The following is a 16,727-nucleotide window of genomic DNA, read 5'->3' as shown; positions in this document are numbered from 1 at the left end:
CTGGCGTGGCGCAGCGGCGGGAGTATGCTGAACGCCCGTTGCGCCCACCGGTCCTGCGCCATGAGCCCGCATTCGTCCCGCCGGCCGCTTGCACTCGCCATCCATGGAGGCGCTGGCGTGATCGAGCCGGGGAGCCTGGGGGCCGACGTGGAAACCGCGATCCACGCCGAACTCGCGCGCGCCCTCGATGTCGGCCACGCCATCCTCGCCACGGGCGGCACTGCGCTGGACGCGGTCGAAGCCGCGGTGACGGTGCTCGAGGATTCGCCGCACTTCAACGCCGGGCGCGGCTCGGTGTTCACCGCCGAAGGCCGGCACGAACTGGATGCGTCGATCATGGACGGAAGGCATCGCCGTGCCGGTTCGGTCGCCGGCCTGATGACGGTGCGCCATCCCGTGCGGTTGGCGCGACGCGTGCTGGAGGATTCGCCGCATGTGTTCCTGATCGGCGACGGCGCGGAGCAGTTCGCCGATACGCAGCCGGGCATCGAGCGCGTGCCGAACGGCTGGTTCTCGACCGAGGCGCGGCGCGCGCAGCTGCGCGATGCGCAACAGCGCGAGCAGCAGGCCTGGCAGGGCAGCGACGATCTGCGCGGCAAGTACTTCGGCACGGTCGGCGCGGTCGCGCTCGACAGCCGCGGGCACCTGGCGGCCGCCACGTCTACCGGCGGCATGACCAACAAGCGCTGGGGGCGTGTCGGCGATTCGCCGGTGATCGGTGCCGGCACCTGGGCCGACGCGCGTTGCGCGGTCTCGTGCAGCGGCTGGGGCGAGTTCTACATCCGCAACGCGGCGGCGCACGACATCGCCGCACGTATCGCGTATCGGGGCGATCGCCTTCGCGATGCGGTGGAGGATGTGATTCTCGGCGAAGTGCCGCAGCATGGGGGCGATGGCGGCGCGATCGCGGTGGACCGCGACGGCAACCTGGCGCTGGTCCTCAATACGCGCGGCATGTACCGCGGCTGGGTGCGGCCTGACGGCACGCGCGGCACGGCCATCTATCAGGACACCTGAGTGACGGTGCCGTCGGAGCGCAGCGCGGATGCGTTGACGCTGGCGATCTATCGCACTCTCCGCGCCCAGGCGCTGCGGTTGTGCCGTCGTACGGACGAAGCGGAAGACCTGGTGCAGGAAACGCTGCTTGCCGGCATGGTCGCCGGACGCCATGACCTGCCCTGGCTCTCCGGCGTACTCCGTCGCCAAGCAGCGATGGCCGCACGCACGGCGGTCCGTCGGCGCCGTCGCGAAGCGCTGGCCGAACTCCATGAAGACGTCGTCGCTGCCGAGGCATCGCACCCGTCATCCGGACCCGCCGCGACGCACCTCCCCTGGCTGGCGACGCTCCCGCCCTCGGCACGACAGCTGGCCGTGCTCGCCCTGCACGGCCTGTCCGCGGACGAGATCCGCTGGATCCTGCGCATCGAGCCCACCGCATTCCGCCAGCGCCTGACCCGCATCCGCCAGACGCTCGCTGCGCAGTCCCCGACGGTGCGCGCCGAAAGCATCGCGCTGTCGCAACTGCGCGACCCTGCACGCAGCGTCGATCTGGCCTTCGGCCTGGCCCGGCGTGCGCTGAAGGCCGCCATGCAGGCCGGCGAGGGCCTGGGAACGCACGATCCGGATGGGCACCTGCTCCTGATCGATGCCGGTGCTCACACATCGCCTTCCCGCGGCAACCAACAGAAGGGAATCACACAGGAGGACATCCCATGCTCACGCACTGCAAGGTAGGCGCCATCGTGTTCTTCGTCTCCGACCTGGCCCGGTCGGTGGCGTTCTACCGCGACACCCTGGGCCTGCCCATCGACGCCATGGACGGACATGACGGCCCATTCGCGATGGGCGAGGTCGGTGAACTCGCGCTCGTCTTCATCCCGCGCCCGGCGCGCGCGGGCGAATCGCCGGTCGTCGTCTTCAGTCTCGAGGGCGGCATCGACGACCATGCCGAAGCGCTGGCCGCGAAAGGCGTGGAGATCGTGGTGCCGGTCAGCGAGTCGCCCGACGGCGGGCTGTCGCTGGACTTCCTCGATCCGGACGGCAACGTGCTGAGCCTGCACCAGAACGAGGGCGCGCCGCGCCGGCACTGAGCGCGGCGCGGCGACGGGATCACTTCACGTACGGGGCAATCACGCGCTGCCAGATGTCGTAGCCGGCGGCATTCATGTGCAGCCGGTCTTCGACGAACAGGGCCTCATTGGGCTGGCCGCCTGCATCCAGCATGGGCGTGAAGATGTCGATGTAATCCACGCCCAGGCGCGTGGCTTCCGCCTGCACCAGCGCATTCGCCTCGCGCTGGGTGGGCAGGAGTTGCGCGCGCGACGGGCTGGGCTTGGTGCTGATGTAGGCGATCTTCGCCTTCGGCAGGTCGCGGCGTACGCGCTCGACGAAAGCGATGAAGTCGGCATGCAGCTGCTGCGGCGAGCGGCCCGAATTCAGATCGTTGTCGCCGGCGTAGATCAGGATCTGCCGCGGGGCGTAGGGAACGATGGTGCGGTCCGCGTACCACGTGCTGTCCCGCAGTTCGGACCCGCCGAAGCCGCGATTGATCACCGGCACGCCGGGGAAATCCTGCGCCAGCGTGTCCCACAGGCGGATCGACGAGCTGCCGGTGAACACCACGCCTCCGCGCGGTGGCGGCGACTGCGCGTCTTCCGCCGCAAAACGCTGCATGTCGTTCTTCCACTCCGCGTTGGAAACCTGCTCCGGAATGCGCGGCGCGGTCTTCGCCGTTGTCGTGGCGGCAGGCGTGGCGGACGTCGCGGGCGGGCCGCCCGCGCAGGCGGCGAGCACGGCGGCAAGCGCGAGGGCGGACAGGGGCAGGCGCAGGGAGTTCAGGAACGTCACGGGGGAAGGGCTCCTCGGGGGCGGTCAGCCCCAGTGGACCAGCCCGGGACCGGTGATGCAAACCGGCCGCGGGCTGCCTTGTGGCAAAATCGCGTCTTGGCGCGCTACCGGCGCCGGTTCCACCCGATCCGACCTCCCGCTGGTCCAGGCACCGCCTGGCCGGCCGGGGACGATGCGGGACCTCCTTCGCATCGACCTGCCCATGGCTGACGAAACCGGACATCTCCCCCGCGGCCCGGGCCGCATCCTCAAGGCGACCGTGTGGTCCATGCAGGGGCTGCGGGCGGCGTGGATCCACGAATCCTCGTTCCGCCTGGAGGTCTACCTGCTGGTCGTGCTGGCGCCACTGGCACTGTGGCTGGGAGAGGGCGGGCTGGAGCGCGCGCTGATGATCGGCAGCTGCCTGCTGGTGCTGGCGGCCGAGCTGCTGAACTCCGCGGTGGAGGCCGTCATCGAGCGCTACGGCCCCGAACACCACGAACTCGCCGGTCGTGCGAAGGACATGGGTTCCGCCGCCGTCTTCGTGCTGATGATGAACGTGCTGCTGTGCTGGGGCCTGATCCTTGTGCCCCGCTATCTCTGACTTTTGATCTGAACCAAGGTACTCCCCCATGATGGAACTGCTTACCGATCCGCAGGTGTGGATCACGCTGATCACGTTGAGCGCGATCGAGATCGTGCTGGGCATCGACAACTTGGTCTTCATCTCCATCGCGGTGAGCAAACTGCCGGCGCACCAGCGCGAAGTCGCGCGCAAGTTCGGCATCGCCGTGGCGTGCATCACCCGCATCATGCTGCTGCTGACGCTGGCCTGGCTGGCCGGCCTGACCACCGATCTGTTCACCCTGTTCGGCCAGGGTATCTCGGTGCGCGACCTGGTGCTGATCGTCGGCGGCCTGTTCCTGCTGGTGAAGGGCACCAAGGAGATCCTGGAGCTGGTGAAGGGCGAACCGGATTCGGAAGACGTGCATACGCGTCCGGCCGTGTCGTTCGCCGGCGTCATCGCGCAGATCGCGGTGATCGACATCGTGTTCTCGCTGGACTCGGTGATCGCCGCGGTCGGCATGGCCAACCACACCCCGGTAATGGTGGCGGCGATCCTGCTGGCGGTGATGGTCATGCTGCTGGCGGCCAAGCCGCTGGGCCAGTTCATCGACAACAACCCGACCATCAAGATGCTGGCGCTGGCCTTCATCGTGGCCGTCGGTGCCTACCTGCTGCTGGACGGCTTCGAGATGCATATCCCGAAGGGCTATCTGTACGGCGCGATGGGCTTCTCGGCGGTGGTCGAATGCCTCAACCTGTGGGCGAAGAAGCGCGCCAGCCAGCGCATGCTGCGCGAGTAAGCGCACGCCGACGTCGCATCGCGAAGGGCTCCCTCGGGAGCCCTTCTTTTTCACGGACAGGTAACAAGTCCGTGGGCGTTGCCTCCCGCGCCGCATGACGCTTGCGCCGTCACGGGCGAGGTGCTGCAATCGGCGCGTCCTTCAACGGAGTGTCGTGCCATGCGCCAGGTGTCGCGTCTGTGGTTGCTCGTCCTGCTCGTCGCGCTGCTGTCCGGCTGCGGCTACAACGCCATCCAGCAGAAGGACGAAGCGGTGAAGGCGGGCTGGTCCGAGGTGCTCAACCAGTACAAGCGGCGCGCCGACCTGATCCCCAACCTGGTCAAGACCGTGCAGGGCTACGCCCAGCAGGAGCGGCAGGTGCTGACCGACGTGACCAACGCGCGTGCGCGCGTCGGGCAGATCCAGGTCAATGCCGACGACGCCGCCTCGCTGCAGCAGTTCCAGCAGGCGCAGGGCGAACTCTCCAGCGCGTTGTCGCGGCTGCTGGTGGTGACCGAGAACTACCCGAACCTGAAGTCCGACCAGTCGTTCCGCGACCTGCAGGCGCAGCTGGAAGGCACCGAGAACCGCATCACCGTCGCGCGCGGCCGCTACATCCAGACCGTGCAGGACTACAACACGTATATCCGCCAGTTCCCGCAGGTGATCACCGCCAAGATCACCGGGGCGAAGGAGAAGCCCAACTTCACCGTCGAGAACGAAGCTGCGATCTCGGAAGCGCCGGCGGTGGATTTCGGTACGCCTCCGCCCGCACCGGCCACGCCGCAGGCACCCACACCGCCGCCGGCACCGTCGCCGGACAACTGAGCAGCGACGCATCCCCGCCATGCTCCGCGCGCTGGCGCTCTGCCTGCTGCTGATCGTCGCGCCTGCGTGGGCGCAGTCGCTGGCGCCCATTCCCGCGCTCGATTCGCCGGTGGTGGACACCACCGGCACGCTGGATGCGACGCAGAAGCAGCAGCTTGAAGCGCAGTCCCTGGCATTGCAGCAGCGCAAGGGCAGCCAGTTGCAGGTGCTGATGGTGTCGACCACGCAGCCGGAAACCATCGAGCAATACACGCAGCGCGTCTTCGACCAGTGGAAGCTGGGCCGGCAGGGCGTGGACGACGGCGTGCTGCTGCTGGTCGCCAAGGACGATCGCCGCGTGCGCATCCAGCCGGGCTATGGACTGGAAGGCGCCATTCCCGATGCCATCGCCAACCGCGTCATCCAGGAATACCTCGCGCCCAAGTTCCGTACCGGCGATTTCGGCGGCGGCATCGTCGACGCTACCGCGACGCTGGTGAAGCTGATCGACGGCGAAGCGCTGCCGGCGCCCGTCAGCACGCATCGCGAGCCCGGTAGCGGTCGCGGCACCGACTGGCTCTTCGCGCTGTTCGCGGCGTTCATCGTGGCGACGGTCGTGCGCGGCGTGTTCGGACGTGCGCCGGCTGGGCTGCGCGGCGTGTTCACCGGCGGCGCGGCGGCGGGGGTCGCGCTGCTGCTGTCGTCGCTGATCCCGGCGGGGATCGCCGGCGTGTTCGGATTGCTTTACGGGCTTGCTTCGGTCTCCACGGGTGGTGGCTACGCGCGTCACCGCGATTGGGGTGGGTGGGGCGGCGGCGGTGGCGGTTGGGGTGGTGGCGGGTTGGGAGGTGGTGGAGGCGGCTTCGGTGGAGGCGGCTGGGGCGGTGGTGGCGGCATGTCCGGGGGCGGTGGCGCCTCGGGGAGCTGGTGATGCGCCTGCTACGGCATCTGTTCGCCCCTTCGTCGCGCCGGTTGTTTCCCGAGGACAGCCTGCAGCGGATCACCGAGGCGATTGCGACGGGTGAGCGCCAGCATCGCGGCGAGGTGATGTTCGCGGTGGAATCGAACCTGCCGCCCGGCGCGGTAGTGGCCGGCATGGACGCGCGCGACCGGGCGCAGGACGTGTTCGTCCGCCTGCGCACCTGGGATACCGAGGCCAACAACGGCGTGCTGATCTACCTGCTGCTGGCCGACCACCGTATCGAGATCGTCGCCGACCGTGGCCTGGCAGGTCGCGTGAGCGATGCGGAATGGGCGGCGGTCTGCCGGCTGATCGAGCAGGAGATGCGCGCGGGACATCCCGAACAGGCCGTCATCAACGGCATCCGCGCGGTATCGGACCTGCTGGCGATGCACTGGCCGCAATCCGACGGGCAGCCGGACGAGGACGAACTGCCCAACCGGCCGCACCTGCTGGACTGAAACCGGCGCCGTGTAACGCGGAGCTCGCTCGACAGCCGGTGGTTCCGGGTGAGGGCCCAGCCGAGCAAGCTCGGCTCTACGACGGCAACCGCATCGGCTGGATGGATATCGACGCCGTAGAGCGGAGCTTGCTCCGCTGCCTTGGCTCCGAATACCTGCCCAGCCAGGCGAGTCGGGCGCTACGAGATCGCCAGTCATCCACGCGCGGACCGGCTGGGGCAAAATAGCCCATCCCCACCGGCCACGCCGAGGCGCATGATCTACCTCCACCAGATCGATCCGATCATCTTTTCGCTGGGACCGGTCAAGCTGCACTGGTACGGCCTGATGTATCTGCTTGCGTTCATCACGGCCTGGTGGCTGGGCCGCCTGCGCGCGTCGCAGGGACGCTTGCCCGGCGTCAACGCGGATGCGTTCTCCGACCTGTTGTTCTACGCCATGCTCGGCGTGGTGCTGGGTGGTCGCATCGGCTACGTGCTGTTCTACGGCTTCGGTACCTTCCTCGACAACCCGCTGTCGATCTTCAAGGTGTGGGAAGGCGGCATGAGCTTCCATGGCGGCCTACTCGGCGTGATGGCCGCGGCGCTGTGGTGGTCGCGCAAGCACCGGCTGCATTTCTTCGACACGATGGACTTCGTGGCGCCGCTGGTGCCGCCGGGCCTGGGCTTCGGCCGTCTCGGCAACTTCATCGGTGCGGAGTTGTGGGGCAAGCAGACGCACAGCGACTGGGGCGTGATCTTTCCGACCGACCCTGCGCTACGCCACCTGGATGCACTGCAGCTTCAAGCGCAGTATGCGGCTGGCGCACTGGACCCGTTCGCCCGTCATCCTTCACAGCTCTACCAGGCCTTCCTCGAAGGGCTGGTGATGTTCGTCGTGCTGTGGACGGTCTCGCGCAAGCCCCAGCCGCGTTATCTCGTCTCCGGCCTGTTCGCGCTGATGTATGGCGTGTTCCGTTTCATCGTCGAGTTCGTGCGCGTGCCGGACGAGGGCATGTACGTCGCATTCGGCTGGCTGACCAAGGGCCAGATCCTCAGCGTACCGCTGGTGCTGCTGGGCCTGTACCTGCTGTGGCTGTCGCGCCGCGCGCCGACGCTGCAGCCGGTGGTGCCTGTGCCCAACGACGGCAAGGAGAAGACCGTATGAAGCCGTTCGCCGGAGGCGAAGCATGAAGCAATACCTCGACCTGTTGCGCCACGTACTGGAGCAGGGCGCCGAGAAGTCCGACCGCACCGGCACCGGCACGCGCAGCGTGTTCGGCTGGCAGATGCGCTTCGACCTCAACGAAGGCTTCCCGCTGGTCACCACCAAGAAGCTGCACCTGCGCTCGATCATCCATGAGCTGCTGTGGTTCCTGAAAGGCGAGACCAACATCGCCTACCTGAAGGACAACAAGGTCAGCATCTGGGACGAGTGGGCAGACGAGAGCGGCGAGCTGGGTCCCGTGTACGGCAAGCAGTGGCGCAGCTGGGAAGGTGCGGACGGCCAGACCATTGACCAGATGCAGTGGCTGGTGGACGAGATCAAGCGCAATCCCGATTCGCGTCGCCTGGTGATCAGCGCCTGGAACGTGGCCGAGCTGCCGAAGATGGCGTTGATGCCGTGCCATTCGCTGTTCCAGTTCTACGTGGTCGACGGCAAGCTCAGCTGCCAGCTGTACCAGCGCAGCGGCGACATCTTCCTGGGCGTGCCGTTCAACATCGCCAGCTACGCGTTGCTGACGCACATGGTGGCGCAGGCGACGGGTCTCGGCGTGGGCGATTTCGTGCACACGCTGGGGGATGCGCACCTGTATTCGAATCACTACGACCAGGCGCGCGAGCAATTGTCGCGCGAACCGCGTGCGCTGCCGAAGCTGCACCTCAATCCCGACGTCACCGATCTGTTCGGCTTCACCTTCGACGATATCGAGATCCACGGCTACGACCCGCATCCGGCGATCAAGGCGCCGGTGGCGGTCTAGGTCCTGTGCGCGTCTCGCTGATCGCGGCGCTCGATCGCCACCACGCCATCGGCCGCGACAACGATCTTCCGTGGCGTCTGCCTGACGACCTTAAGCGCTTCAAGGCGCTGACGCTGGGGAAGCCGGTGCTGATGGGTCGCAAGACCGCCGAGTCGCTTGGCCGCGCATTGCCCGGACGGTTGAACCTGGTGCTGACCCGCAGCGGTCGCGTGCCGTTCGAAGGCATGCAGGCGGTGGCGTCGGTCGACGAGGCGATCCGGATCGCGACGGAACAGGGTGCCGACGAACTCTGTGTGATAGGCGGTGGCGAGGTCTATGCGTTGACGCTGGACCGCGCCGATGTGCTGCACCTGACCGAGGTCGATACCGTGGTGGACGACGCGCATGCGTTCTTTCCGCCGTTCGATCCCGTGGACTGGCGCGAAGTCTCGCGCGAAGTGCATCCGGTAGATGCGAAGCATGCGCTGTGCTTTGACTTTGTCGAGTACAGGCGTCTCTGACAGCGCGCGATGCGCAGACGAACGTGGGCGTGTCATTCCGGCAGCCCTCAACGACAAGCCTGACAAGGTCGGAATCCACTTTGCTTGCAGTCGAATCAGTGCGAGCGGAAGCACAATGGATTCCGGCTTTCGCCGGAATGACGATATGAACTCCCGCACTTTCCGCATCTGGGGGATGCGCGGCGTCGAGCGGCTCGCGCTACGGCAATGCGATTTGGTCGACGGCCGCAGGCTGCCGGTAATGGCCGATGATGGCGTGGCGGAACAGAAGGTCGTCTTCCTGCGTGCCGGCGTTGATGTTGTGCAGGATCAGTGGCGTGCCGTCGTGGCTGCGGCGGTCCGACACGATGCCGATATGCAGCAGGCCGCTGCCGGTGAGTTTCCACGCCACGATGTCGCCGGGCGAGAAATCGTCCGCTGAAGAGCCGATGCTCTGATGCCATCCGTTGCGTTCGAACCAACGCATCTGGTTGGGCACGCGACGGTGGTCGATGTTGCGATCGGGTCGGGACAGCCCCCACAGCTTCGGGTATCCATCGAAGTGGAGACGCATGTCGTCGTGGATCGCCTGCTGCAGGTCGAGTCCCTGTGTGCGCAACGCGCGTATGACCACATCCGTACAGACGCCGCGATCGGACGGCACATCGCCGCCGGGGTACGACAGGCTGAAGTAGCTAGGGTCATACAGGCGCACCACGCCGACCTGCGCACGTGCCGCGGCGACCAGCGGGGGCGAGATGGTAGGAGGCGCATCCGGCGTGGCAGCGGACGGCGGCGCGGTATCGACGGCGGCCGGCGTTTCGTCACGGCAGGCCGCGAGTACCAGCAGCATCAGGCACAGCGTCGAAAGCCGCGCCCGCCGCATGCTCAGTCCTTCGGCAGTTCGCCCTTGGGCGGAGGTGGCACGTCGCGGCCGGGCACCTGCACCAGCCGGATGTCGTCGGTATCCAGTTGCAATGCGGTGAGCTTGCCGCCCCACACCGCGCCGGTATCGATCGCGTGCACGCCATGGCCGATCATCAGGCCCAGCGTGGACCAGTGGCCGCAGACGATCTTGAGGTCGCGCTCGGCGCGGCCCGGCACTTCGTACCAAGGATACAGGCCCTGCGCCTGCCGGCCCGGCGCGCCTTTCTCCTCGATCGCCATTCGTCCGCGTGGCGTGCAATAACGCATCCGCGTGAGCACGTTGATGATGGCGCGTGCGCGATCGTAACCGGACAGGTGCGGCGCCCAGTTCGGCTTGTCGCCGTACATGTTGCGGAACAGCTTGCGGTAGGCGTTGCCGTGCAGCTGCTGCTCCACCTCACGCGCATGCTTTTCGGCCAATGCCGTGGTCCACTTCGGCGCAAGGCCGGCATGCACCATCATCCAGCCGAGCTCGCGGTCCACGTGCACCAGCTTCTGCATGCGCAGCCAGTCCAGCAGCACGCGGGCGTCGTCCGCCAGCACCACACGCTGCAGGTCGGGATTGACCTTGCGTTGCTCATCCGGCGAGCGTTCGCCGATGGCGAGCAACGACAGGTCATGGTTGCCGAGCACCGTCGTGCTGTGGTCGCGCAGCGAATGCACCAGCCGCAGCGTCTCCAGCGACTGCCCGCCGCGGTTGACCAGGTCGCCGCAGAACCACAGGCGGTCCTGCGCGGGATCGAAGCGGATCTTCTCGAGCAGCCGCTGCGTGGCGTCGTAGCAGCCCTGCAGGTCGCCGATGGCCCATACCGTCATCGCGGCGGACTCAGTGCAGCGTCCGCGGGACGGACAGGGTGAACTGCGCGATGGGAGCGTCGAAACGGGTACCGTCGTCGGCCAGCATGTCGTAGCTTCCCTGCATGGTGCCCAGTGAGGTCTCGAGGATGGCGCCGGAGGTGTAGCGGAAATCCTCGCCCGGCCTCAGCCAGGGCTGCTCGCCGACGACGCCTTCGCCCTCGACCGTTTCCACCTTGCCGTTCGCATCCGTGATGACCCAGTGGCGGCGCAGCAGCTGCGCGGGCACGCGGCCACGATTGCGGATATGGATGGTGTACGCGAACACGTAACGCCCGTCCTCGGGCGTGGACTGGTCGTCCAGGAAGCGCGTGGCGACATCGACGTCGATGGCGTAGTCGGGGGAATCCATGCGGGAAGTGTATGCAATGGCGTGTAAAAGCGGAAACAAGGCGGTGATGCAGCGCGATCAGCCTTCCGCAGGCAGGTTGGCGAGGCGGACGAAGCCCTCGACCTCGATCTGTTCGGCACGCGCATCGGGACGCAGGCCGGCGGCTTCGATCTGTTCGCTCGAACAGGTGCCGCCTAGCGCGTTGCGCAGGGTCTTGCGACGCTGGCCAAAGGCGGCCCGCACGACCTCTTCGAAGCGGCGATGGTCGGCGATGCCGATGGCCGACGCGTCGCGCGGCACCAGGCGCGCAACGGCGGAGTCCACTTTCGGCGGGGGGCGGAAAGCGCCCGGCGGCACGACGAACAGCGAGTCGACGCTGCAGTAGGCCTGCAGCATCACGCTGAGCCGGCCGTAGACCTTGCTGCCCGGCTCGGCAGCCATGCGGTCCACCACCTCTTTCTGCAGCATGAAGACCATGTCGTGGATCGATGCGGCGTGTTCGATGGCATGGAACAGGATCGGCGAGGACAGGTTGTAGGGCAGGTTGCCGACGAGCCGGATCTTCCCGTCGCCGGCGAGCTTGCCGAAGTCCACGTCCAGCACGTTCTTGTGGATGATGGTGAGCCGGCCGACGCCTTCCGAGGCTTCCATCAGCGGCGTGATCAGGTCGCGGTCGAATTCGATCGCGGTCAGCTCGCCGTGCTTGCGGAGCAGTGGGAAGGTGATCGCGCCCTGGCCCGGCCCGATCTCCACTAGCCGGTCGCCGGGCTGCGGGTTCACCGCCATCACGATCTTGTCGATGTAGCTGCGGTCGGTCAGGAAGTGCTGGCCGAGGGACTTCTTGGGAGGAGCCTTGAAATGCGACATGCGGGAATTATGCGGGAAGGTCGCATCTTCCGCCGGCGAGCGGCGGTCAGCCCGTGCGCTGGGCTGCCATGCGCGCGCAGGTGGCGACGGCGGCGAACAGGCTGGACGGGTCCGCGACGCCCTTGCCGGCCAGGTCGAGCGCGGTGCCGTGGTCGACCGCCACGCGCGGATAGGGCAGGCCCAGGGTCAGGTTCACGGCCTGCTCGAAGCCGCTGTACTTCAGCACCGGCAGGCCCTGGTCGTGGTACATCGCGACCACCGCATCGAAACCGCACAGCTTCTGCGGCAGGAAGGCGGTATCGGCGGGCAGCGATCCTTCCAGGCGCATGCCGTCGGCGCGCAGCGCGTGCAGCAGCGGTTCGATGACCTCGATCTCCTCGCGCCCCAGAAGCCCGGCTTCGCCTGCATGCGGATTGAGGCCGAGCACGGCGATGACGGGATCGGCGATGCCGAAGTCGCGGCGCAGCGCGGCGTGGGTGATGCGCAGCACCTGCGCCAGCGCTGCATGGGTGATCGCGTCAGGCACGTCGCGCAGTGGCAGGTGGGTGGTCGCCAGCGCGACGCGCACGATGTCGTTCGCCAGCATCATCACTACCGGCCGGCTGGCATGCTCGGCGAGCAGCTCGGTGGTGCCGCTGTAGGCGATGCCGCCGGCATTGATCGCGGCCTTGTGCACCGGGCCGGTAACCAGACCATCGAGTTCGCCGCGCAGGCAAGCATCGGCCGCCAGTGTCAGTGCATCGATGACCGCGCGTGCGTTGCGCGGGTCGGTCTTGCCGAAGGCGTTGGGTGCCGCATTGGGCACGGGCCGAAGGCGCAGATCGCCTGGCTGCGAGGCGACCTCCTGTTCAACGAGCAAGCGGAGTGGAAGGCCGAGTGCGTCCGCGGCGGCGGCGAGCGTGGCGGCGTCGCCGAAGGCGAGCAGGGTGCAGTCCTGGCGGCGCTGCTGCGCCAACCGCACGCAGAGCTCCGGTCCGATGCCGCCAGGCTCGCCCGGAACCAGCGCCAGCCGGGGCGTCATGTCAGCCGCCCGGCGTGGTCTCGGCGCGGTCGCCGGTGCGGAAGCTGACGTAGGCTTCGCCACGCAGCTCCTGCAGGTAGCGGTTGTATTCGTCTTCCGCCTTGCGGCGGCCGATGGTGTCGCGCACCTGGGCACGACGGTTCTGGTCGGTCACGTCCGTCTGGCGGCTGCCGACACGCTGCACGATGTGCCAGCCGGCATCGGTGCGGAACGGTGCGCTCACCTGGCCATCCTGCAGGCCGGTGACTTCCTTGCCGAATGCGGGACCGAAGGCGTCGGCCGGGAACCAGCCCAGGTCGCCGCCGTCGTCGCGGCTGTTCGCGTCCTCGGTGGATTCCTTGGCCACGGCGACGAAATCGGCGCCGCCGGCGATACGCGCGCGCAGGGTGTCGATCTTCGCCTTCGCGGCGGCCGCATCCTGGGTGTCGGTGACGCGCACAAGAATGTGGCGCGCGTTGTATTCCTCGACCGAACGCTTCTCGGCCTGCGCTGCGTCGCGCGTCTCCACCAGCTTCAGCAACTGGAAGCCGCTGGGGCCGCGCAGCGGGCCGACGACCTGGCCCGGGCTCATGCCCTTCAGCATCTCGACGAAGGCGGTCGGGATTTCATCGACGCTACGCCAGCCGAGGTCGCCACCTTCCAGCGCGTTGGGGCTGTCGGAGTAGCGCACGGCGGCAGCGGAGAAGTCGAGCTCTCCCTTGTCAACCAGCGCCTTGACGCCGTCGATCTTGCCCTGGCCCGTGCTGATCTGCTCGGCGCTGGCGCCGTCGGGCAGCGCGACCAGGATGTGGGCCAGGCGGTACTGGGTGCCGCTGGCGGCCTGCGCGGCGAGCGCGGCATCGACTTCGCCCTCGCTGACGTTCACGCGGGTCTGCGCAAAGCCCTGCTTGAGGCGCTGAATGGTGATTTCGTCGCGCAGCGAATTGCGGAACTCGGGGAACGACATGCCGTCGGCTTCCAGCCGCTGGCGCAGGCCGTCCGGGGTGGTGCCGTTCTGCTGGGCCACGGCATTGACCGCGTTGTTGAGGTCGGCGTCGTTGACGCGTACGCCGGTTTCCGCGGCACGTGCAACCTGCAGCTTGACCAGCACCAGGCGCTCGAGCACCTGGCGTTCCAGCACCGCGCGCGGCGGCAGCTGGCCCGGCTGGTTGGCGTACTGGGTCAGCACGTTCTGCACGGCGCGGTCGAGCTCGCTCTGCAGCACCACGTCTTCGTTGACGACGGCGGCGATGCGGTCCAGCGGCTGCAGGGTCTGCGCCGTCACGGGCGCGGCGACCGTCGACAGGGTCAGCAGGCCGGCGATCAGGAGGCGGGAAAACGGCTTGGTCATGGCATCGGATCCGGAGCGTAGGTGGTGTCGTCCGGACGCGGCGCGATATTGCTCGGTGGGACGAGATAGAGGTCGTCTCGGTAGTAACCGAGGATAGCACGGCGCAGGGTCCGGTCCGTGTCCTGGCCGGCCGAGCCCAGGCCCTTGAGGACGAACTCGAGCTGGAAGCCCGTGTTCATTTCGCCCTCGCGGTTGCGCACATAGCGGCGTACCAGTGCGCGCACGGCGAGACAGCAGCTGTCCCATTGCACGCCGGCGACGCCTTCCAGCAGGCCAGGCTCCTGGTTGGTGGCGGCGTCGCGGTAGAACGAATGGTAGTAGCGGCCGACCACGCTCCAAGCGGGCGTGACCGGATACAGGAACGAGAAGTCGGCCTGCTCCAGCAGGTCGCGGCGGCGGCGGTAGGTGAGGTTGACCACGCCATCGTCGGGCAGCAGGTAGCGTGCGCGCACGCTGGCCAGATCCTCCCGGCGGAACTTCGGGTCCCACTGGTAGGACGCGCCGATGGTCCAGCGGTCGGTCGGCGCGTAGTTGGCGTCCACCACCCACGCCGACTTGCCCCGTTCAAGCGGCACTTCCGCAGAAGAGTACGTGACCAGACTGTCGTCGAAATAGCGGATCTGGCCGATGCTCGCCGACAGACGCTCGAAGCCGTCCTTCTGTCGCAGCAGGCGCGTGGTCAGGGCCAGCGTCAACTGGTTGGCATCGGCCTGGCGGTCGGGACCCGTGTAGCGGTTGTCGCGGAACAGCTGGCCGTAGCTGAAGTTGAACGGACGGGTGTCGAAGATCGGAATGCCGTCCTGCTCACGGTACGGCGCATTGAGGTAGAACAGCCGCGGTTCCAGCGTCTGCAGGAAGCGGTCGCCCTTGATCTCGGTCTCGCGGTCGAAATACACGCCGGCATCCAGCGAGCCGATCGGCAGGCTGCGGCTGGGCGAGCGGTCGTAGAACTCGGCGATCATCGCCGGCGTCACCTGGTTGGCAGGGACACCATAGGCCGCCCGCGCCTGTCGGATCGCGGTGTCCCGCGCGAGGTCCGCGTCCAGCCGGTACTCGGTGTGCCGGTACGCCAGGGTGGGCGTGATGTACCAGGAGGCGCCCTGGATCGGGAACGACACGGTCGGCTTGATGTCGAGTCGGCTGCCGCCATCCTTCGCATCGTGCTGGAAACGGACCGCTTCCACGTGGCCGCCGACGTTGATCCAGCGGCTCAGCGGCTGGCTCCAGTTGAGGTAGGCGCGCGGCAGACGGTCGTAGGGGAGCGACGCTTCACTGCTGAGGTAGTCGGACAGCTGCCAGTGGTCGGCCATCAGCCCGGCGGTCCAGAACTCGCCCGCGCCGTAGACGCCTGCAGTGCTCGTCACGGACGAGAACGACTGGCCATAAAGCGAGTTGCCGAAGTCTTCCTGGTAGCGGGCGTCGCTGAGCCAGGTCAGGTTCGCGCGCGCCTGCCAGTTCCGGTTGAACCGGTGGGAACCGACATACGAGAAGAAGCCGCGTCCGTCGTCCGGATCCGGATTGTTCGGATTCTCCGGGTCGTAGGTCGACTCGCGCATACGGTCGCGGACCAGGTCGTCCTTGTTCATCCAGGTGCCCTGGATCTCGCCGCGTCCTTTTTCGTAAAGGTAGCGGAACTCGGCGCCCAGCTGGAAGCCGCGCTCGCTCATGTAGCGGGGCTCGAGCGTGGCGTCATAGTTCGGCGCCAGGTTCAGGTAGATGGGCTGCTTCCAGTCGAAGCCGTTGCGACCCGACAGGCCGATCGCCGGATACAGCAGGCCGGTGTGGCGCTGGTCGTCGATGGGGAACTTCAGGTACGGCACGTACAGTACGGGCACCTTGCCCAGCCGGATCGTCGCCCCGCGCGCCACGCCCCAGCCGTCGTCGGTACTGATGTCGATGCGCCGGGCGCGCAGGTCCCAGCGCCGGTCCTCGGGGTCGCAGGTCGAATAGGTCGAATGCAGCAGGCTGCCTTCCGGCCCCTTCATGTCGATGCGGTCTGCGCCGCCGTTGCCGCGGCGCGACACCAGCTGGTAGCGGACGTTGTCGATCTGGTGGGTATCGGTTTCCTGGTTGCCACGCGCCGTGTCGGCCACCAGGCGGATGCCGGTGTCCTGGTAGCGGATGTGGCCGTCGGCGACGTAGGTGTCCTTTTCCTGGTCGTACTTCAGGTTGTCGGCGCCCAGGAACTGGTCGCCGCGGCTCAGGGCCACGTTGCCCTGGTACTCGAGGTTGGACTCCGTGCCGCCCAGGCTGTCGCCCTCGATGGAGGTCGACTGTTCGGCGCGCTGCTCGCGGGTCGCCTGCGGGGTGCCGGATGCCACGGGTTGCGGGGCGCCACCGAAGGCCGGGATGACGTCCTGGATCGGGCAGAGCGCCCAGCTTTCAGGCTTCTCATCGTCGGCGAGTGCCGGCAGGCACAGGGCGATGCTGAAGGGCAACGGGAGCAGGCGGAGGGCGGTGCGCACGCGGTGCTGGGCTCGCTGTCGGACGAAAAACGGCCGTTAGCTTGCCGTATCCCATGCATGCGGGCAATGAAGGCCTCCGGGCGATGTC

At 67.6% G+C, this 16,727-nt stretch carries 18 protein-coding genes and 1 pseudogene; 11 read left to right on the top strand and 8 right to left on the bottom strand.

Features of this window, described 5'->3' with window-relative positions; translation table 11 throughout:
* Nucleotides 1-60: 60 nt before the first annotated feature.
* Genes ACGHX3_RS14885 through ACGHX3_RS14875 form a run of 3 tightly spaced genes read left to right on the top strand, consistent with a single transcriptional unit; the run spans nt 61 to nt 2,090 of the window.
* Entirely contained in the window at nt 61-1,017 is a 957-nt protein-coding gene (locus tag ACGHX3_RS14885; protein WP_213600638.1) for an isoaspartyl peptidase/L-asparaginase family protein, read from the top strand.
* Complete coding sequence (locus ACGHX3_RS14880; protein WP_394695450.1) at nt 1,018-1,734, top strand: RNA polymerase sigma factor; 717 nt, start codon at nt 1,018-1,020, stop codon at nt 1,732-1,734. It abuts the gene before it with no gap.
* On the top strand, nt 1,713-2,090 hold the full coding sequence (locus ACGHX3_RS14875) for a VOC family protein (protein WP_162337801.1): 378 nt from the start codon (nt 1,713-1,715) through the stop codon (nt 2,088-2,090). The genes ACGHX3_RS14880 and ACGHX3_RS14875 overlap by 22 nt, the downstream gene beginning before the upstream one ends.
* Before the next feature lie 19 nt (nt 2,091-2,109).
* Here the strand turns inward: ACGHX3_RS14875 and ACGHX3_RS14870 are convergent, their stop codons facing one another.
* Nucleotides 2,110-2,793, bottom strand: a complete 684-nt coding sequence (locus tag ACGHX3_RS14870; protein WP_394697303.1) for an SGNH/GDSL hydrolase family protein — start codon at nt 2,791-2,793, stop codon at nt 2,110-2,112.
* 256 nt (nt 2,794-3,049) lie between these two features.
* Here ACGHX3_RS14870 and ACGHX3_RS14865 point away from each other — a divergent pair, with 256 nt between their 5' ends.
* The 8 genes from ACGHX3_RS14865 to ACGHX3_RS14830 all read left to right on the top strand — a co-directional run bounded on the left by ACGHX3_RS14865 (nt 3,050) and on the right by ACGHX3_RS14830 (nt 8,864).
* Nucleotides 3,050-3,430 carry a diacylglycerol kinase gene (locus ACGHX3_RS14865; protein ID WP_213600636.1) on the top strand — a complete coding sequence of 127 codons (381 nt, stop codon included), beginning with the start codon at nt 3,050-3,052 and terminating at the stop codon, nt 3,428-3,430.
* A 28-nt stretch (nt 3,431-3,458) separates the two neighbouring features.
* Nucleotides 3,459-4,193 carry a TerC family protein gene (locus ACGHX3_RS14860; RefSeq protein WP_394695449.1) on the top strand — a complete coding sequence of 245 codons (735 nt, stop codon included), beginning with the start codon at nt 3,459-3,461 and terminating at the stop codon, nt 4,191-4,193.
* Nucleotides 4,194-4,352: 159 nt separating this feature from the next.
* Complete coding sequence (locus ACGHX3_RS14855; RefSeq protein WP_213600635.1) at nt 4,353-5,000, top strand: LemA family protein; 648 nt, start codon at nt 4,353-4,355, stop codon at nt 4,998-5,000.
* A gap of 19 nt (nt 5,001-5,019) precedes the next feature.
* Complete coding sequence (locus tag ACGHX3_RS14850; RefSeq protein ID WP_394695448.1) at nt 5,020-5,910, top strand: TPM domain-containing protein; 891 nt, start codon at nt 5,020-5,022, stop codon at nt 5,908-5,910.
* A complete protein-coding gene (locus ACGHX3_RS14845) occupies nt 5,910-6,401 on the top strand; it encodes a TPM domain-containing protein (protein ID WP_394695447.1) in 492 nt (163 codons plus the stop codon). Before ACGHX3_RS14850 ends, ACGHX3_RS14845 begins: the two co-directional genes overlap by 1 nt.
* Before the next feature lie 255 nt (nt 6,402-6,656).
* Nucleotides 6,657-7,547 (top strand): prolipoprotein diacylglyceryl transferase, encoded by an 891-nt coding sequence (gene lgt / locus ACGHX3_RS14840; protein WP_394695446.1) that lies wholly within the window; start codon nt 6,657-6,659, stop codon nt 7,545-7,547.
* A 22-nt stretch (nt 7,548-7,569) separates the two neighbouring features.
* Complete coding sequence (locus ACGHX3_RS14835) at nt 7,570-8,364, top strand: thymidylate synthase (protein WP_394695445.1); 795 nt, start codon at nt 7,570-7,572, stop codon at nt 8,362-8,364.
* Nucleotides 8,365-8,369: 5 nt separating this feature from the next.
* Nucleotides 8,370-8,864, top strand: a complete 495-nt coding sequence (locus tag ACGHX3_RS14830; RefSeq protein WP_394695444.1) for a dihydrofolate reductase — start codon at nt 8,370-8,372, stop codon at nt 8,862-8,864.
* Nucleotides 8,865-9,063: 199 nt separating this feature from the next.
* Here the strand turns inward: ACGHX3_RS14830 and ACGHX3_RS14825 are convergent, their stop codons facing one another.
* From ACGHX3_RS14825 to lptD, 7 genes and pseudogenes are all read right to left on the bottom strand, one after another.
* On the bottom strand, nt 9,064-9,729 hold the full coding sequence (locus ACGHX3_RS14825; protein WP_394695443.1) for a DUF1287 domain-containing protein: 666 nt from the start codon (nt 9,727-9,729) through the stop codon (nt 9,064-9,066).
* 11 nt (nt 9,730-9,740) lie between these two features.
* Nucleotides 9,741-10,586: pseudogene (locus ACGHX3_RS14820) on the bottom strand (symmetrical bis(5'-nucleosyl)-tetraphosphatase); the annotation flags it as partial.
* 10 nt (nt 10,587-10,596) lie between these two features.
* On the bottom strand, nt 10,597-10,977 hold the full coding sequence (gene apaG, locus ACGHX3_RS14815; protein WP_162338567.1) for a Co2+/Mg2+ efflux protein ApaG: 381 nt from the start codon (nt 10,975-10,977) through the stop codon (nt 10,597-10,599).
* Nucleotides 10,978-11,034: 57 nt separating this feature from the next.
* Nucleotides 11,035-11,823 carry a 16S rRNA (adenine(1518)-N(6)/adenine(1519)-N(6))-dimethyltransferase RsmA gene (rsmA, locus tag ACGHX3_RS14810; protein ID WP_394695442.1) on the bottom strand — a complete coding sequence of 263 codons (789 nt, stop codon included), beginning with the start codon at nt 11,821-11,823 and terminating at the stop codon, nt 11,035-11,037.
* A gap of 46 nt (nt 11,824-11,869) precedes the next feature.
* Complete coding sequence (pdxA, locus tag ACGHX3_RS14805) at nt 11,870-12,844, bottom strand: 4-hydroxythreonine-4-phosphate dehydrogenase PdxA (RefSeq protein ID WP_394695441.1); 975 nt, start codon at nt 12,842-12,844, stop codon at nt 11,870-11,872.
* Nucleotide 12,845: 1 nt separating this feature from the next.
* Nucleotides 12,846-14,174, bottom strand: a complete 1,329-nt coding sequence (locus ACGHX3_RS14800) for a peptidylprolyl isomerase (RefSeq protein WP_394695440.1) — start codon at nt 14,172-14,174, stop codon at nt 12,846-12,848.
* A complete protein-coding gene (lptD, locus tag ACGHX3_RS14795) occupies nt 14,171-16,639 on the bottom strand; it encodes an LPS assembly protein LptD (protein WP_394695439.1) in 2,469 nt (822 codons plus the stop codon). The genes ACGHX3_RS14800 and lptD overlap by 4 nt, the downstream gene beginning before the upstream one ends.
* Between the last annotated feature and the right edge of the window lie 88 nt (nt 16,640-16,727).

Source organism: Pseudoxanthomonas japonensis, from assembly GCF_043632995.1.
GTDB classification, from domain to species: domain Bacteria; phylum Pseudomonadota; class Gammaproteobacteria; order Xanthomonadales; family Xanthomonadaceae; genus Pseudoxanthomonas_A; species Pseudoxanthomonas_A japonensis.
The sequence above is the reverse complement of the archived record's forward strand: the minus strand, read 5'-3'. Positions and strand labels throughout refer to the sequence as shown.

Bases quoted from the DNA above. Each gene is read 5' to 3' on its own strand.
- ACGHX3_RS14885 (WP_213600638.1), top strand. From the start codon at position 61: ATGAGCCCGCATTCGTCCCGCCGGCCGCTTGCACTCGCCATCCATGGA.
- ACGHX3_RS14875 (WP_162337801.1), top strand. From the start codon at position 1,713: ATGCTCACGCACTGCAAGGTAGGCGCCATCGTGTTCTTCGTCTCCGAC.
- ACGHX3_RS14865 (WP_213600636.1), top strand. From the start codon at position 3,050: ATGGCTGACGAAACCGGACATCTCCCCCGCGGCCCGGGCCGCATCCTC.
- ACGHX3_RS14860 (WP_394695449.1), top strand. From the start codon at position 3,459: ATGATGGAACTGCTTACCGATCCGCAGGTGTGGATCACGCTGATCACG.
- ACGHX3_RS14855 (WP_213600635.1), top strand. From the start codon at position 4,353: ATGCGCCAGGTGTCGCGTCTGTGGTTGCTCGTCCTGCTCGTCGCGCTG.
- ACGHX3_RS14850 (WP_394695448.1), top strand. From the start codon at position 5,020: ATGCTCCGCGCGCTGGCGCTCTGCCTGCTGCTGATCGTCGCGCCTGCG.
- ACGHX3_RS14845 (WP_394695447.1), top strand. From the start codon at position 5,910: ATGCGCCTGCTACGGCATCTGTTCGCCCCTTCGTCGCGCCGGTTGTTT.
- lgt (WP_394695446.1), top strand. From the start codon at position 6,657: ATGATCTACCTCCACCAGATCGATCCGATCATCTTTTCGCTGGGACCG.
- ACGHX3_RS14835 (WP_394695445.1), top strand. From the start codon at position 7,570: ATGAAGCAATACCTCGACCTGTTGCGCCACGTACTGGAGCAGGGCGCC.
- ACGHX3_RS14825 (WP_394695443.1), bottom strand. From the start codon at position 9,729: ATGCGGCGGGCGCGGCTTTCGACGCTGTGCCTGATGCTGCTGGTACTC.
- apaG (WP_162338567.1), bottom strand. From the start codon at position 10,977: ATGGATTCCCCCGACTACGCCATCGACGTCGATGTCGCCACGCGCTTC.
- rsmA (WP_394695442.1), bottom strand. From the start codon at position 11,823: ATGTCGCATTTCAAGGCTCCTCCCAAGAAGTCCCTCGGCCAGCACTTC.
- pdxA (WP_394695441.1), bottom strand. From the start codon at position 12,844: ATGACGCCCCGGCTGGCGCTGGTTCCGGGCGAGCCTGGCGGCATCGGA.
- ACGHX3_RS14800 (WP_394695440.1), bottom strand. From the start codon at position 14,174: ATGACCAAGCCGTTTTCCCGCCTCCTGATCGCCGGCCTGCTGACCCTG.